The organism is Streptomyces sp. NPDC005805, assembly GCF_040630445.1.
GTDB lineage: Bacteria > Actinomycetota > Actinomycetes > Streptomycetales > Streptomycetaceae > Streptomyces.
Window position 1 is genome coordinate 50,682 of the sequence record NZ_JBEXXN010000025.1, and the last position, 14,094, is coordinate 64,775.

Sequence of the window (14,094 nt, forward strand, 5' to 3'; positions counted from 1 at the left end):
GGCAGGAGGTCCCGGGAAGGGGTGCGGCCCGGCGCTCGCGGTGCGCGTCGCCGGGCCGGGTGGCTTCCGCCGTCAGTTGACCTTGATCTCGTTGTAGACGGGGACGCTGAACGGGTTCAGGGCCACGTTGGAGATCCGCTCCGAGTAGCCGGCGCTGCCGTTCTGGTACCAGAGCGGGATGGCCGCCATCTGGTCGCGGACGACCTCCTCGGCCTGCTTGAACAGGTCGACCGCCTTCGCGGTGTCGCTCTCGGCGTTGGCCTGGTCGACCAGGTCGTCGAAGCGCTCGTTGGACCACTTGCCGTCGTTGGACGAGGCGTTGGTGTAGTAGAGCGGCTGGAGGAAGTTCTGGATCAGCGGGTAGTCCATCTGCCAGCCCGCGCGGAACGGGCCGGGCATCTTCTGCTCGCCGATCTGGTTGCGGAAGTCGGCGAAGGTGCCGACCGGGTTGCCGACGCACGCCTTGTCGTTGCCGAGGGCGTTGTTGATGGAGTTGCAGACGGCGTCGACCCAGTCCCGGTGGGAGCCGGTGTCCGCGTTGTAGGTGAGCCGCACCTGGCCGCCGGGAAGACCGCCGCCCTCCTCGATCAGCTGCTTCGCCGCGGCCGGGTCGTACTCGCAGGCGTCGCCGCAGAGGGTGTCGTCGAAGCCGCCGTCCGCGCCGAGGACCGGGGAGGTCCAGTCCTTGGCGGGGGTGCGGGTGTTCTGGAAGATCGTCTGGGTGATCTGCTCGCGGTTGATCGCGCGGGAGAGCCCGGTGCGCAGCTTGGCGCCGTCCGGGGTGTTCCAGGCGTCGTCGTAGAACGGGAAGGCGAGGGTCTGGATGATGCCGGCGGGGGTGTTGATGTAGCGGTCGCCGAGGTCGGCCTGCACGTTCTTGAGCTGGGAGGCGGGGACGTCGTCGACGAGGTCGAGGTTGCCGGCGATCAGGTCGGTGTAGGCGGTGTTGTTGTCGGTGTAGACCTTGAGGTCGATCCCGCCGTTCTGCGCCTTGTCCGGGCCGGGGTAGTCGTCCCAGCGCCGCAGCTGGGCCTGGTTGCCCTTCTGGTACGACTGGAGGGTGTACGGGCCGTTGCCGACGGGCTTGGCCACCCAGGCGTCGTGGTCGTCGAAGAAGGCCTGGGGCAGCGGGGCGAAGGCGGAGTAGCCGAGGGTGTCGGGCCAGGTGGAGAACTTCTGGCTGAGCTTGACCGTGAAGGTGAGGTCGTCGACGACCTTCAGCCCCGACAGGGTCTGGGCGGTGGGGTCGCCGCTCTCGGGGTGGACCTGCTCGTAGCCGTCGATGTAGCCGAAGAAGTAGGCGTTCTTCTGGTTGTTGCGCAGGTTGGCGCCGTAGTTCCAGGCGTCCACATAGGACTTGGCGGTGACCTTCTCGCCGTTGCTGAAGGTCCAGCCGTTCTTGATCTTGATGGTGAAGTTGGTCGAGTCCGTGGTCTCGATGCTCTCGGCCATCATGTCGGTGGCCGCGCCGGTCTTGGGGTCGTACTTCTTCAGACCACGGAAGATCATGTCGAGGACCTTGCCGCCCTGCACCTCGTTGGTGTTCGCCGGCTCCAGGGGGTTCTGGGGGTCGCTCCAGGAGGAGCTGACGATCCCGTCCGCGCCGCTCCCTCCGCTGTCGCCTCCGCCACCGCCGCAGCCGGTCGCCGCGAGTGCGACGGCCACCGCGCAAGCGGCCCATCGGGCGTGCGTGGCTCCACGCATGGGGTTCCTCCCGTGTCCTCGGCCTGACGTAGCACCGAATATCACCCCATACAGGACATGACGCACCCTCAGCGCGGCCGGGCGGCTCCCGCTGCCGCCGGAAGAGTGACCTCCCAGGTGTCCACCGCGTAGTGCAGGGTCATGCCGTGCGCCTCGTACAGGGCGAGGGCGCGGGTCTCGTTGCCGGTGTCCACGCCCAGGCCGATGGTGTCCCGGCCGCGGGCCGCGTAGACGGCGAAGGCGTGGCGCAGCAGATGACCGGCGATCCCCCGGCCCCGGGCGCGCCCGACGACTCCGACGTTGCGGATCCAGCCCATGGCCTCCCGGTCGTCCCGGCTGAGCAGGACGGCGACATCGCCCTCCCCGGGCAGCGAGGCGATCCACACCAGCGACCAGTCGAGCCGGGCGCCGTCGATGTCGTCGAGCCAGGAGGCATAGGGGCGCGGGTGGTGGTCGAAGTGCTCGGCGAAGGTCTCCTCGACCAGGGCGTGGGCGAGCCGGCGGTCCGCCTCGTCCCGGCAGTCGCGCAGGGTCAGCCCGGCGGGCGGGACGGGCGGGGTGTCGGAGGCGGGCGACAGCGGGCGGGTCATGATCTGGTGGCGCCGCACGGTCCGCCAGCCCCGGCCGGTCAGCAGGCCGGTGTCCAGGGCGGGGCGCACATTGAGGTGCAGATGGAGGACGGCCCGCGCCGCCCCGGCCCCGGCCGCCGCCTCCGCGGCCCGTTCCTCGATCCGCTCCAGCAGCAGCGCGGTCGCGTCGGAGCGGCCGGGCAGGGTGTAGAGGTCGACGCCGATGTCCCCCTGCCCGGAGTCGCTCCAGATCACGCCGTACCCCACGGGGCCTTCGGCGCCGGTGTCGGTGTCGGTGTCGGTCAGGAGCCAGGTGTCGCGGGCGAGGTCGGTCTCCGGGTGGGCGAGGTCCGCCTCCACCGTGTGCAGATCGGTCTCGGGGCGGCCGATCTCGACGAGGTCGACGGCGTTCATCAGGTCGCGTATCGCGGGGGCGTCGGCGAGCGCCGCCGGGCGGACGGTGAGGGACATGCCGTCACTCTTCGCGCCGTGCCCGCCCGCCGCAACGCCTTTTCCGGGGACGGCCCGTGGCACGGACGGACCCGGACGCGGACGCCCCGCCGGACTGGCCCCCGACGCGGACGCGCCCGCCCCGCCGGAGGGGCGGGACGGGCGCGTACGGCGCTCGGGAGGCGGATCAGACGGCGTGGACGACGTCCTTCTCCTCGGCGAAGTGGCACGCCGACTCGTGCGCGGCCGGGGTGTCCTGGCCCTTGAACCGCTCCGGCACCGCGAGCAGCGGCACCTCGGTGGCGCACTTGTCCTCGGCCTTCCAGCAGCGGGTGCGGAAGCGGCAGCCCGACGGCGGGTTGGCCGGGGAGGGCACGTCACCGGTGAGGATGATCCGCTCGCGGCCCTCACGGGACTCCGGGTCCGGGACCGGGACCGCCGACAGCAGCGCCTGGGTGTAGGGGTGCGTCGGGTGGTCGTAGATCTGGACGTCCGAGCCGATCTCGGCCATCTTGCCCAGGTACATCACGCCGACCCGGTCCGAGATGTGCCGGACGATGGACAGGTCGTGCGCGATGAAGACATAGGACAGGTTGAACTCGTCCTGGAGCTTCTCCATCAGGTTGATGACCTGCGCCTGCACGGACACGTCGAGCGCGGAGACCGGCTCGTCGCAGATGATGATCTCCGGGTTGAGCGCGAGGCCGCGGGCGATGCCGATGCGCTGGCGCTGGCCGCCGGAGAACTGGTGCGGGTAGCGGTGGATGTACTCGGGGTTGAGACCCACGACCTCCAGCAGCTCCTGCACCTTCTTGCGCCGGTCTCCCTTCGGCGCCACCTCGGGGTGGATCTCGAAGGGTTCACCGATGATGTCGCCCACCGTCATACGGGGGTTGAGCGAGGTGTACGGGTCCTGGAACACCATCTGGATGTTGCGGCGCACGGCCTTGAGCGCGCGCCCCGACAGCTTGGTGATGTCCTGGCCCTTGTAGAAGACCTCGCCGGCGGTCGCCCGCTCCAGCGTCATCAGCAGCTTGGCGACGGTCGACTTGCCGCAGCCGGACTCGCCCACGATGCCCAGGGTCTCGCCCTGGAACAGGTCGAAGGAGATGCCGTCCACGGCCTTGACCGCGCCGACCTGCTTCTTGAAGAGGATGCCCTGGGTCAGCGGGAAGTGCTTGACCAGATTGCGGACCTGGAGGATCGGCTCCCCGCGCCCGACGGGCGCCTCGATCGCGGCGACCGCCGCGTCCTCGGTCGGGGCGTCCACCCTGTCGACGGCCGTCGTGTTCGGAGTCGCGTCCACGGCCTCGTCGGTCTTCCTGAGCTCAGCCATGGATCGTCTCCTTCCAGAAGTGGCACGCGCTGCCGCGGCCCGGCAGATCGGCGCCGTCCTGCTCGGTCACCGGGTGCAGCGCCGGGATGTCGGTGCGGCAGATGTCCTCGGCCTTGGGGCAGCGCGGGTTGAAGGCGCAGCCCGAGGGGATCTTGAGCAGGTTGGGCGGCAGGCCCTTGATCGCGTAGAGCTCCTGGCCCTTCTGGTCGAGGCGAGGGATCGAGTCCAGCAGGCCCTTGGTGTAGGGGTGGGCCGGACGCTTGTAGAGCTCGTACACGGGGGCGGTCTCGACGATCCGGCCCGCGTACATCACGGCGATCTTGTCCGCGACGTCGGCGACCACGCCGAGGTCGTGGGTGATCAGGATGAGGCCCATGTTGTACTCGCGCTGGAGCTCCGCGAGCAGGTCCATGACCTGCGCCTGGACCGTCACGTCGAGGGCCGTGGTGGGCTCGTCGGCGATGATCAGGTCCGGCTCCAGGGCCAGCGCCATGGCGATCATGATGCGCTGGCGCATACCGCCGGAGAACTGGTGGGGGTAGTCGTTGACCCGCGCCGCGGCGGCGGGGATCTTGACCCGGTCCATCAGCTCGATGGCCTTCGCCTTGGCCTGCTTCTTGCTCAGGCCCTGGTGCACCCGGAACATCTCGCCGAGCTGGTAGCCCACGGAGAGCACGGGGTTGAGGGAGGAGAGCGCATCCTGGAAGATCATCGCGATCTTCGAGCCGCGGATGCGCCGCCGCTCCTCGTTTGACATGGTCAGCAGGTCCTGGCCGCGGAAGAGCACCTGGCCCTTGGGGATGCGGCCGGGGGGCATGTCCAGGATGCCCATGATGGCCTGCGCCGTCACGGACTTGCCGGAGCCGGACTCGCCGAGGACGGCGAGCGTCTCACCGGCGGAGACCGTGTAGTTGACGCCGTTGACGGCCTTGGCGACGCCGTCGCGGGTGTGGAACTCCACGTGCAGGTCGCGCACGTCGAGCAGGGGTCCCTCGAAGTCGCCCGCGCTGCGCGGGGCCGGGACGTCCGCCGTTTTCTCGATGGTGGTCACGTACGCCTCCCTCAGCGCATCTTCGGGTCGAGGGCGTTGCGGACCGCATCGCCGAACATGAGGAACGCGAGCACCGTGATCGAGACCATCACCGAGGGGACGATCAGGACATAGGCGGCGTTGCGGATCTGGGCGAAGCCGTCGGAGACGTCGATGCCCCACGAGACCGTGGGCTCCGCGAGGCCGATGCCCAGGAAGGACAGGGTGGCCTCGGCGCCGATGTAGCCGCCGAGCGCGATGGTCGCGACGACGATCACCGGCGCGAGGGCGTTCGGCATGATGTGCCGGAGCATGATGCGCGTCGTGGACGCGCCCAGGGCGCGCGCCGCCACCACGTAGTCGGCCTGCTTGACGGTGATCACCGCACCGCGGGCGACACGGGCGATCTGGGTCCAGCCGAGGAACGACAGGGCCAGGATGACGGTCCACACGGCACGCTTCTCGAAGCTGGTCAGGATGACCATGGCGCCGAGCAGGAACGGGATGCCGAAGAAGATGTCGGTGAGGCGGGAGAGCAGGCTGTCCAGCCAGCCGCCGAAGTAGCCGGCGAGCATGCCGAGGGTGCCGCCGACGAGGGTGACGATGAGGGTCACGCTGATGCCGACGGTGATCGAGGCACGGGCGCCGTGCACCACGCGGGCGTAGATCGAACGGCCCTGGATGTCGTAGCCGAACCAGTCGGGGGCGAAGAAGTGCCCCCAGTTGGGCTTCTGCAGGTAGTGGTTGACGAGGTCGCCGTCACGCGGCGAGGCGCTCGTGAACAGGCCCGGGGCCGCCGCCATCACGATCAGCAGCAGGATCAGCACCGAGGAGACGATGAACAGCGGGCTGCGGCGCAGGTCGCGCCAGGCGTCGGACCAGAGGCTGCGGGGCTTGCCCGTCGGCGCCGGTCCGGCTTCGGCGACCAGCGCGGTGTCGGGCGCGGCGACGGTGGTGACCTTCGCGGGGCCCTCTGCGGTCTCTGCGATCTTCTCAGGCATACCGGATCCTCGGGTCCAGGACCGCGTAAAGCAGGTCGACGAGCAGGCTGCAGACGAGGTACACGAGCACGATCAGCGTGACGACGCCGACGACCGTGGCTCCCTCTCGCCGCCTCAGCGCCTCGAAGATGAGGCTGCCGACGCCGTGGATGTTGAAGATGCCCTCGGTGACGACCGCGCCCGCCATGAGGGTGCCGAGGTCGGTGCCGAGGAAGGTGACGACCGGGATCATCGAGTTTCGCATCAGGTGCACACCGACGATGCGGCGGCGCGGAAGTCCCTTGGCGACGGCGGTGCGCATGTAGTCGCTGCGCAGGTTCTCGGCCACCGAGGTACGCGTCAGACGCGCGACGTACGCGAGGGAGAGGGCCGCCAGCACCGAGGCCGGCAGCAGCAGCTCGTTCCACTCCTCGTTGAGCGAGACGTTCGGCTCGACGATGCCGAGCTCGAAGGCGAAGAAGTACTGCGACATACGGCCCAGCACGAAGGAGGGGACCGAGATCAGCAGCAGGGTGAGAATGAGGAGTCCGCGGTCGCGCAGCGTGTCGGGCTTGAGGCCCGCGAGGACACCCAGGGTGATGCCTGCCACAACCGTGAAGACGAACGCGAACACCGTGAGCTGGATCGTCACGGGGTACGCCTCGGCGATCACGTCGGCGACGGGACGCTGGCTGGCGATCTGGGTTCCGAAGTCACCCTGGAGCAGGTTGCCCAGGTAGGTGACGTACTGGATCCAGACCGGCTTGTCGAGGCCGTACTGGGCCTTCAATGCGTCGATCTGGGACTGATCGACGTTCTGTTCGCCTGCCAGCGCTCTGACGGGGTCGCCGGGGAGCGCGTACATCATGAGGAAGATCAGCAGGGTTGACCCGATGAACACCGGGATCATCTGGAGCAGTCGTCGTGCGACGTAGCGCCCCATGGGTGCCTCCGTGAAGGGTTAGCACGTCCAGGGGCATTGCCAGTGCAGCGCAATGCCCCCGGACGACCGCCGCCGCCGGAGATCCGACGGCGGCGGGTGACGGCCGAGTGGGGGTTAGGCCCGCCAAGGGGTTACTTGACGGTGACTCCGGTGAGCTCCAGGTCACCGTGGAAGTCGACCTTGACGTTGTCGACCGTGTCCGCGTGGCCACCGTTGATGCGGTAGTACCAGAGCGGGATGGCCGGCATCTTGTCGAGGAGCTTCTTCTCGACCTCCTGGTAGCCCTTCACGGCGTCTTCCAGGGAGTTGGCCTTGTCGGCCTCGGCCATCATCTTGTCGATCTCGGCGTCCTTGAAGCGACCGTTGTTCGCCTCGGCCTTGGAGTGGTAGAGCTCCTTGATGAAGTTCACGTTGACCGGGTAGTCGGCCACCCAGCCACCGCGGTACATCGACTTCACCTGGTCGTTGTCACGGGCCTCAAGGTCCGTGGGGAAGTCGGGCTTGGCGTCGCCGACGCACTCGACACCGGTGGCCTTGCGGATGGACTCGCAGGCGGCGGTCACCCACTCCTTGTGGCCACCGTCGGTGTTGTACTGGATCATGATCTTGTTGCCCGGAACGCCGCCGCCCTCAGTGATGAGCTGCTTGGCCTTCTCCGGGTTGTACGTGAACACGTCCGTACCCAGGTCCTGGTTGCCCTTGACCTGCGGCGGGGTGAAGCTCGTCGCCGGGGTGCGGGTGTTGTTCAGGACGGTCTTGGTGATCGTGTCACGGTCGATCGCCATGGACAGGCCCTGGCGGACCTTCGGGTCCATGTCCTTGAACGTGTCGGTGTAGAACGCCGGCACGAGGGTCTGGATCGCCGCGTAGGGCTGCTCGATGGCGCCCTTGCCCAGGTCCTGCTTGTACTTCGGCAGGTCGGTCGGGCCGACCTGGCGGATGATGTCCAGGTTGCCGGAGACGACGTCCTGGTACGCGGCCTCGACGGTCGCGTAGTTCTTGAACTGGATACCCTTGTTCTGGGCCTTGTTCGGGCCCTGGTACTCATCGTAGGCCGCGACCTGGATGAGCTTCTTGTGGTTCCACTTCTCGAACTTGTACGGGCCGTTGCCGACCGGCTTCTGGCCGAACGCCTTCGGGTCGTCGTAGAAGACCTTGGGCAGCGGGGCCCAGGTGGCGTAGCCGAGCTTGTAGTTGAAGTACGGGACCTTCTCGGTCAGCTCGATCGTGAAGGTGGTCTCGTCGACGACCTTCAGACCGGACATCTTGTCGGCCTTCGGCTCACCCTTGTCCGGGTGGACGTCGCCGTAGCCCTTGATGTCGCTGAACCAGAACGCGTTCTGCTGCTTGTTCTTGACGTTGGCGTACCAGTTCCAGGCGTCCACGTAGGACTGCGCGGTGACGGCCTCGCCGTTGTGGAACTTCCAGCCCGACTTGAGCTTGACGGTCCAGGTCTTGGAGTCCTCGGTCTCGACCGACTCGGCGTTCGTGTACACGATGTTGCCGTCGGAGTCGAAGTCCAGAAGCTGGGTGAAGAGCGACTGGATGACGTAGGAGCCAAGGCTCTCGTTGGTGTCGGCCGGGATCAGCGGCTTCTGCGGCTCGCCGACGTCGATCGAGACGTAGCCCGCGGGCTTGCCCGAGGCGTTGCCCTTGTTCTTGTCCGAACCGCTGTCGCTGCCACCACAGGCAGTCGCGGCCAGAGCGACGACTATCGCACCCGCGACCCACTTGGCGCTCTTGGCACCACGCATGGGTTCCTCCTCATGAGTCCACTTTGTCACTACAAGAGAGGCACTGTCTGACGCGCCGACACCCCTGACGGCGCTGCGGCAATGCCCCGAGTGTGCTCGTGAGTCGGCGCTCCCCACAGCGCATGACCCATTGACCCGAGCTCAATGGAGCCAACTATTAAGTACGTCCGGGCGGTAAACCACACTTAAAGGGTCTCGTTTTGACAACATCAGAGGTGCCCGCCGGACCGAAATCCGGACAAAGCGAGCACAGACAGACACCCGCGAAACGGACCGTTAACACATGTTCCGGAGAGCGACGGTCGATATACGGACACTCGGAGCACCGCGGCCGCCGGAAAACACTTTGACGGACGGCCCGGCCCCCCGTGAGTGTCCGCAGGGGCCGGGCCGTCCGTCGTGGGTGCGCCAGGGACTCTGGCGCTCCGTCAGGCGTGCTTGGCGCGGGAGGCGGTACGGGCGCGCTCGCGCTGGTCCAGGACGACCTTGCGGATGCGCACGGCCTCCGGGGTCACCTCGACGCACTCGTCGTCGCGGCAGAACTCCAGGGACTGCTCCAGGGAGAGCTTGCGCGGCGGGACGATGGACTCCGCGACATCGGCCGTGGAGGAGCGCATGTTGGTGAGCTTCTTCTCCTTGGTGATGTTCACGTCCATGTCGTCGGCGCGGGAGTTCTCGCCGACGATCATGCCCTCGTAGACCTCGGTGCCCGGCTCGACGAACAGGACGCCGCGCTCCTGGAGGTTGGTCATCGCGAAGCCCGTCACCGAGCCGGAGCGGTCGGCGACCAGGGAGCCGTTGTTGCGGGTCTGCAGCGCGCCGAACCAGGGCTCGTGGCCCTCGTGGATGGAGTGCGCGATACCGGTGCCGCGGGTGTTCGTCAGGAACTCCGTGCGGAAGCCGATGAGACCGCGGGACGGGACGACGAACTCCATGCGGACCCAGCCGGAGCCGTGGTTCGACATGTTGTCCATCCGGCCCTTGCGGACGCCCATCAGCTGGGTGACGGCGCCCATGTGCTCCTCGGGCACGTCGATCGTCATGCGCTCGACCGGCTCGTGGACCTTGCCGTCGACCTCCTTGGTGACGACCTGCGGCTTGCCGATGGTCAGCTCGAAGCCCTCGCGGCGCATCTGCTCGACCAGGATGGCCAGCGCCAGCTCACCGCGGCCCTGCACCTCCCAGGCGTCCGGGCGCTCGGTGTCCAGGACGCGGAGCGAGACGTTGCCGATGAGCTCGCGGTCCAGACGGTCCTTCACCTGGCGGGCGGTGACCTTGCGGTCCTTGACCGCGGACTTGGCGTCCGCGCCCTTGCCGGTGCCGCCGCGGCCGACCAGCGGGGAGGTGTTGGTGCCGATCACCATGGAGATGGCGGGCTCGTCGACCGTGATCAGCGGCAGCGCGACCGGGTTCTCCGGGTCGGCCAGGGTCTCGCCGATCATGATGTCGGGGATGCCCGCGACGGCGCAGATGTCACCGGGGCCGGCCACCTCGGCGGGCTTGCGGGTCAGCGCCTCGGTCATCATCAGCTCGCTGATGCGCACGTTGGACACCGTGCCGTCGCGCTTGATCCACGCGACCGTCTGGCCCTTGCGCAGCTCGCCCTGCTCGACGCGGAGCAGCGCGATACGGCCGAGGAAGTTGTCGGCGTCGAGGTTGGTGACGTGGGCCTGGAGCGGCGCGTCCTCCTCGTACGTCGGGGCCGGGACGTGCTCCAGGATCGTGGAGAAGAACGGCTCCAGGTTGGTGGAGTCCGCCGGGACCGTGCCGTCCTCCGGCTTGGTCAGCGAGGCGACGCCGTCACGGCCGCAGGCGTAGACGATCGGGAACTCGATCTGGTCCTCGTCGGCGTCCAGGTCGAGGAAGAGGTCGTAGGTCTCGTTGACGACCTCGTCGATCCGGGAGTCCGGGCGGTCCGTCTTGTTGATGCAGAGGATGACCGGCATCCGGGCCTGGAGCGCCTTGCGGAGCACGAACCGGGTCTGCGGCAGCGGGCCCTCGGAGGCGTCGACGAGGAGCACCACGGCGTCCACCATCGACAGACCGCGCTCGACCTCGCCGCCGAAGTCGGCGTGGCCGGGGGTGTCGATGATGTTGATCGTGATGGGCGCCCCGCCGTCCTTGGGGTGGTACTTCACCGCCGTGTTCTTGGCGAGGATCGTGATGCCCTTCTCACGCTCCAGGTCGTTCGAGTCCATCATCCGGTCGTCGACGGAGTCGAGCTGGTGCGCGGCGAAGGCTCCCGCCTGCTTGAGCATGGCGTCGACGATGGTCGTCTTGCCGTGGTCGACGTGGGCGACGATGGCGACGTTGCGGATGTCATGGCGCGTGGGCATGAGTGGCTTGCGCTTCTCTCGGATCGTGGGAATCGGCGTCAGTTCCTTCGTACGCCCGCCGGGCGGACGCGCCACGGCTCCCCCCATGGTACGGGGCGGCGGCGCACGGGGCCGCGCGGCCGATCGGGGGCGGGCGGGCATGGGACGAGGATCACGCCGGGGCGCCCGGGGGTGGGGTGGGGAAGGGCGCCGGTCGGGCCGGGTCGGGAGGCGGGAACGAGCTTGCCCGCCGGCGTGGCCGGCGGGCAAGGGAATTGAGCAGGTCATGAGCTTGCGCAAGCAAGTCCCGCGGCTGTCCGGAGGGCCGTGGCACCCGCCCGGGGCGGTACGCGCCCTACGGCGTCGCGGACTCCTCGGCCGGCGGCCGGGACTCGGCCGCGGGACTCCCGGTCGCCTTCCCGGGCTGCTCGGACGGCTTCCCGGCGGGCTTCTCGGGCCCGCTCGACGGCTTGCGGTAGCCGATGTCCTGGTAGCGCGGGGTCTCGAAGCCGAAGGCCCCGACGTTCGCGAGCGAGGACTTCACCGCGACCAGGTCGGGGCGCTGGTAGATCGGCACGGACCCGGCCGCGGCCCAGATCCGGGCGTCGGCCCGGTGCATCAGCTCGCGGGCGGCCTTGTCGTCCAGCTCGCCGGCCGCCTGGTCGAAGAGCTGGTCGATGTAGTCGGTGCCGACCCGGGTGTAGTTCTGCTCGACCAGCAGCGAGCCGTCCGAGGCCGGCCGGGGCTTGGCGTAGATCGGGCGGGCGTCGGTCGCCGGGTAGGCGCTCGCGGGCCAGGAGTAGAGGGCCAGGTCGTAGTCGCCGGAGGCGACGTGGTCCTTGAAGTAGCTCTCGTCGGCGACCTTGGTGACCTCGGTCCGGATGCCGATGTGCTCCAGCATCCGGGAGATCTTCGTCCCGACCGTGCGCACCTGCTCGGAGCCGGGGCCGGAGGGGAGGACGAAGCGCAGGGTCAGGGGCTTGCCGTCCTTGCCGACCGCGCCGCCGGCGGCGGCCGGGGAGGGGGCGGCGGTGCCGCGCGGGGCGTAGGCGCCGGCCATGCCGTCGCCCTTCTCCTGTCCCTTCGCGGTCGCGGTGCCGTCCGCGTCCCCTGAGGCCCCGGAGCCCTCCGCGTCGTCGCTCTCGGTCAGCGCGCGGGCCTGGCGCTCCAGGGCGAGGCTCTGGAGGGCGGCGGCCGGGGCGGGGGCGATCACCCGGGTGCCGGTGGGGGCGTGCTCGCGCAGGCGCGCATCGGTGGCGGGCTTGTCGTCGCCGACGATGTAGAGGCCCTCGTCGGAGGCGGTGTCGGCACCGCCGGGCTTGTCGGACTGCCCGGCGCCGTCCTTGTCCTTGTTCTCCTCGGGGGAGTCCTTCTCGGAGGCGTCCTTGCCGGTGGCGTCCTTGCCGGTGGCGTCCTTGCCGGTGGCGTCCTTCTCGGCGCCGGCCGCCTCGGCGGGCTTCTTCTCCAGCGCCCCGCCCGGGGTCCAGCCGGCCGCGGTCAGCAGGGCCTGGGCCTCCTGGGTGTTCTGCTTGCCGAGGGCGCCGCTGCTGTCCTTGTAGTGGGGCTGGCCGGCCAGGGCGAGGTGGCTGCCGGGCGGCTTCGCCGGCAGACCGAGCGGGCCGAGGACCGTCTCGGCCAGTTCCGCCCGCTCGATCGCCCGGGCGACGGCCCGGCGGACCCGGTCGTCGGCCAGCGGACCGGACTCGCCGTTCATCGCGAGCTGGGTGTAGGCGGGCTCCAGCGACTTGCGGACCCGGTAGCCCCGGAGCACCGACTGCTCCTCGGCGTAGCGGGCCTGCGCCTTCGCGGTGCGCTCGCGGGCCGCGCGCGCCGTCTCCGCCACTCCCTCGTCGGAGCCGTGGGCCAGCGCCCAGGAGCGGAGCGCGGCGGACGGGGTGAGGCCGGAGCCGGGGCCGTGGGCGAGGGGCTTGCCGCCCCGGCCGGCGTCCTTCGCGGCATAGGAGATACGTTCCGCCGCCGGGCGGTCGATGTCCGCGACGTCCAGCTTTCCGGCGGTGAGGGCGGCGATCCGCTCCCCGCGCGGGACGGCGGTCAGGACCAGGGAGTCGAGCTTGGCCCGCTCCCCCCACCAGCGCGGATTGCGGACCAGGGTGGTGGCCCCGCCGTCCCGGTCGACCTTCTCGATCCGGAAGGGCCCGGCCGTCGCCGGGAGCTTGGCGCGCGCCCCGTCGTTGAAAGCGGCGGCGGTGGCCGTCACCTCCTTCGGGTAGAGGGGGGTGAACAGCGACTCCCAGTCGGCGTAGGGCTTGGTGAAGGTCACCTTGACCTCCAGGTCGTCCGCCCCGCGCTCGATCCGCTCGATCCGCTCGTACCCGGAGTTGCGGGCGGTCCAGTAGGCGGAGTCCTTGCCGCTGAGGGCGCGCCACTGGGCCAGGAAGTCGGGGGCCCCGATCTCCCGGCCGTCGCTCCAGACCGCCTGCTGGTTGATCTTGTAGAGGACGACCTGCTTGGGCTCGCGCTCGACGACCTCGGCCGATTCGAGGTAGTCCGGGTTGCGCACCGGACGGCCGCGTTCGTCGACGGTGAAGAGGGCGGGGAGGGTGGCCGCCGCGATCCGGCCGGTCGTCGTGTCCGCGTCGGCCTGGAAGGCGTTGAGGGTGGCGGGCACCGTGTCGACGGCCCAGCGCACCGTGCCGCCGTCGGCGGTGGCGCCGCGGCCGGCGGGGGCGATGTCCTGGGCGGGCGGCTTCGCCGAGCTCCCGTCGTCCTCGGCGGTGCACGCCGCGAGGACGGGGAGCGCGAGGACACCGCTGGTGAGCAGGGCGACGGAGCGGAGCCTTCGGGAGCATGTCCGCCCGCGGGGGGCCTCGACCTGGGACATGGCCTGCACCTCTTAGTCCTGGTTCGTCGAATTTGGAGATGATCACACCGATTCCCCACTCAAGTGGACGCTCCGGCGTCCCGCGCGCCGACACGGCGGGGGCGGCCCGGAAGCTCACCCGGACAGCCCTCCGGGGGGCCGTCCGGGGCCCCGGTGCGCGGTCGCGGGCGG

Annotated in this window: 9 protein-coding genes; all 9 read right to left on the reverse strand. The window is 69.6% G+C overall.

Annotated features, from left to right (window positions below; all coding sequences use genetic code 11):
• Window positions 1-72 precede the first annotated feature (72 nt).
• The 9 genes from ABZ457_RS16485 to ABZ457_RS16525 all read right to left on the reverse strand — a co-directional run bounded on the left by ABZ457_RS16485 (window position 73) and on the right by ABZ457_RS16525 (window position 13,923).
• Window positions 73-1,704, reverse strand: a complete 1,632-nt coding sequence (locus ABZ457_RS16485) for an ABC transporter substrate-binding protein (protein ID WP_359158253.1) — start codon at window positions 1,702-1,704, stop codon at window positions 73-75.
• Between the two features lie 68 nt (window positions 1,705-1,772).
• Window positions 1,773-2,744 carry a GNAT family N-acetyltransferase gene (locus ABZ457_RS16490; RefSeq protein WP_359158255.1) on the reverse strand — a complete coding sequence of 324 codons (972 nt, stop codon included), beginning with the start codon at window positions 2,742-2,744 and terminating at the stop codon, window positions 1,773-1,775.
• Between the two features lie 166 nt (window positions 2,745-2,910).
• Window positions 2,911-4,059, reverse strand: a complete 1,149-nt coding sequence (locus tag ABZ457_RS16495) for a dipeptide ABC transporter ATP-binding protein (RefSeq protein ID WP_359158256.1) — start codon at window positions 4,057-4,059, stop codon at window positions 2,911-2,913.
• A complete protein-coding gene (locus ABZ457_RS16500) occupies window positions 4,052-5,110 on the reverse strand; it encodes an ABC transporter ATP-binding protein (protein ID WP_359158257.1) in 1,059 nt (352 codons plus the stop codon). The genes ABZ457_RS16495 and ABZ457_RS16500 overlap by 8 nt, the downstream gene beginning before the upstream one ends.
• An 11-nt stretch (window positions 5,111-5,121) precedes the next feature.
• On the reverse strand, window positions 5,122-6,090 hold the full coding sequence (locus ABZ457_RS16505) for an ABC transporter permease (RefSeq protein ID WP_359158259.1): 969 nt from the start codon (window positions 6,088-6,090) through the stop codon (window positions 5,122-5,124).
• Window positions 6,083-7,012 carry an ABC transporter permease gene (locus ABZ457_RS16510; RefSeq protein WP_359158260.1) on the reverse strand — a complete coding sequence of 310 codons (930 nt, stop codon included), beginning with the start codon at window positions 7,010-7,012 and terminating at the stop codon, window positions 6,083-6,085. The genes ABZ457_RS16505 and ABZ457_RS16510 overlap by 8 nt, the downstream gene beginning before the upstream one ends.
• Window positions 7,013-7,143: 131 nt before the next feature.
• On the reverse strand, window positions 7,144-8,766 hold the full coding sequence (locus ABZ457_RS16515; protein WP_359158262.1) for an ABC transporter substrate-binding protein: 1,623 nt from the start codon (window positions 8,764-8,766) through the stop codon (window positions 7,144-7,146).
• Window positions 8,767-9,194: 428 nt separating this feature from the next.
• Window positions 9,195-11,102, reverse strand: a complete 1,908-nt coding sequence (typA, locus tag ABZ457_RS16520) for a translational GTPase TypA (protein WP_359158264.1) — start codon at window positions 11,100-11,102, stop codon at window positions 9,195-9,197.
• A 334-nt stretch (window positions 11,103-11,436) separates the two neighbouring features.
• Window positions 11,437-13,923, reverse strand: a complete 2,487-nt coding sequence (locus ABZ457_RS16525; protein WP_359158265.1) for an ABC transporter family substrate-binding protein — start codon at window positions 13,921-13,923, stop codon at window positions 11,437-11,439.
• Window positions 13,924-14,094: the final 171 nt, after the last annotated feature.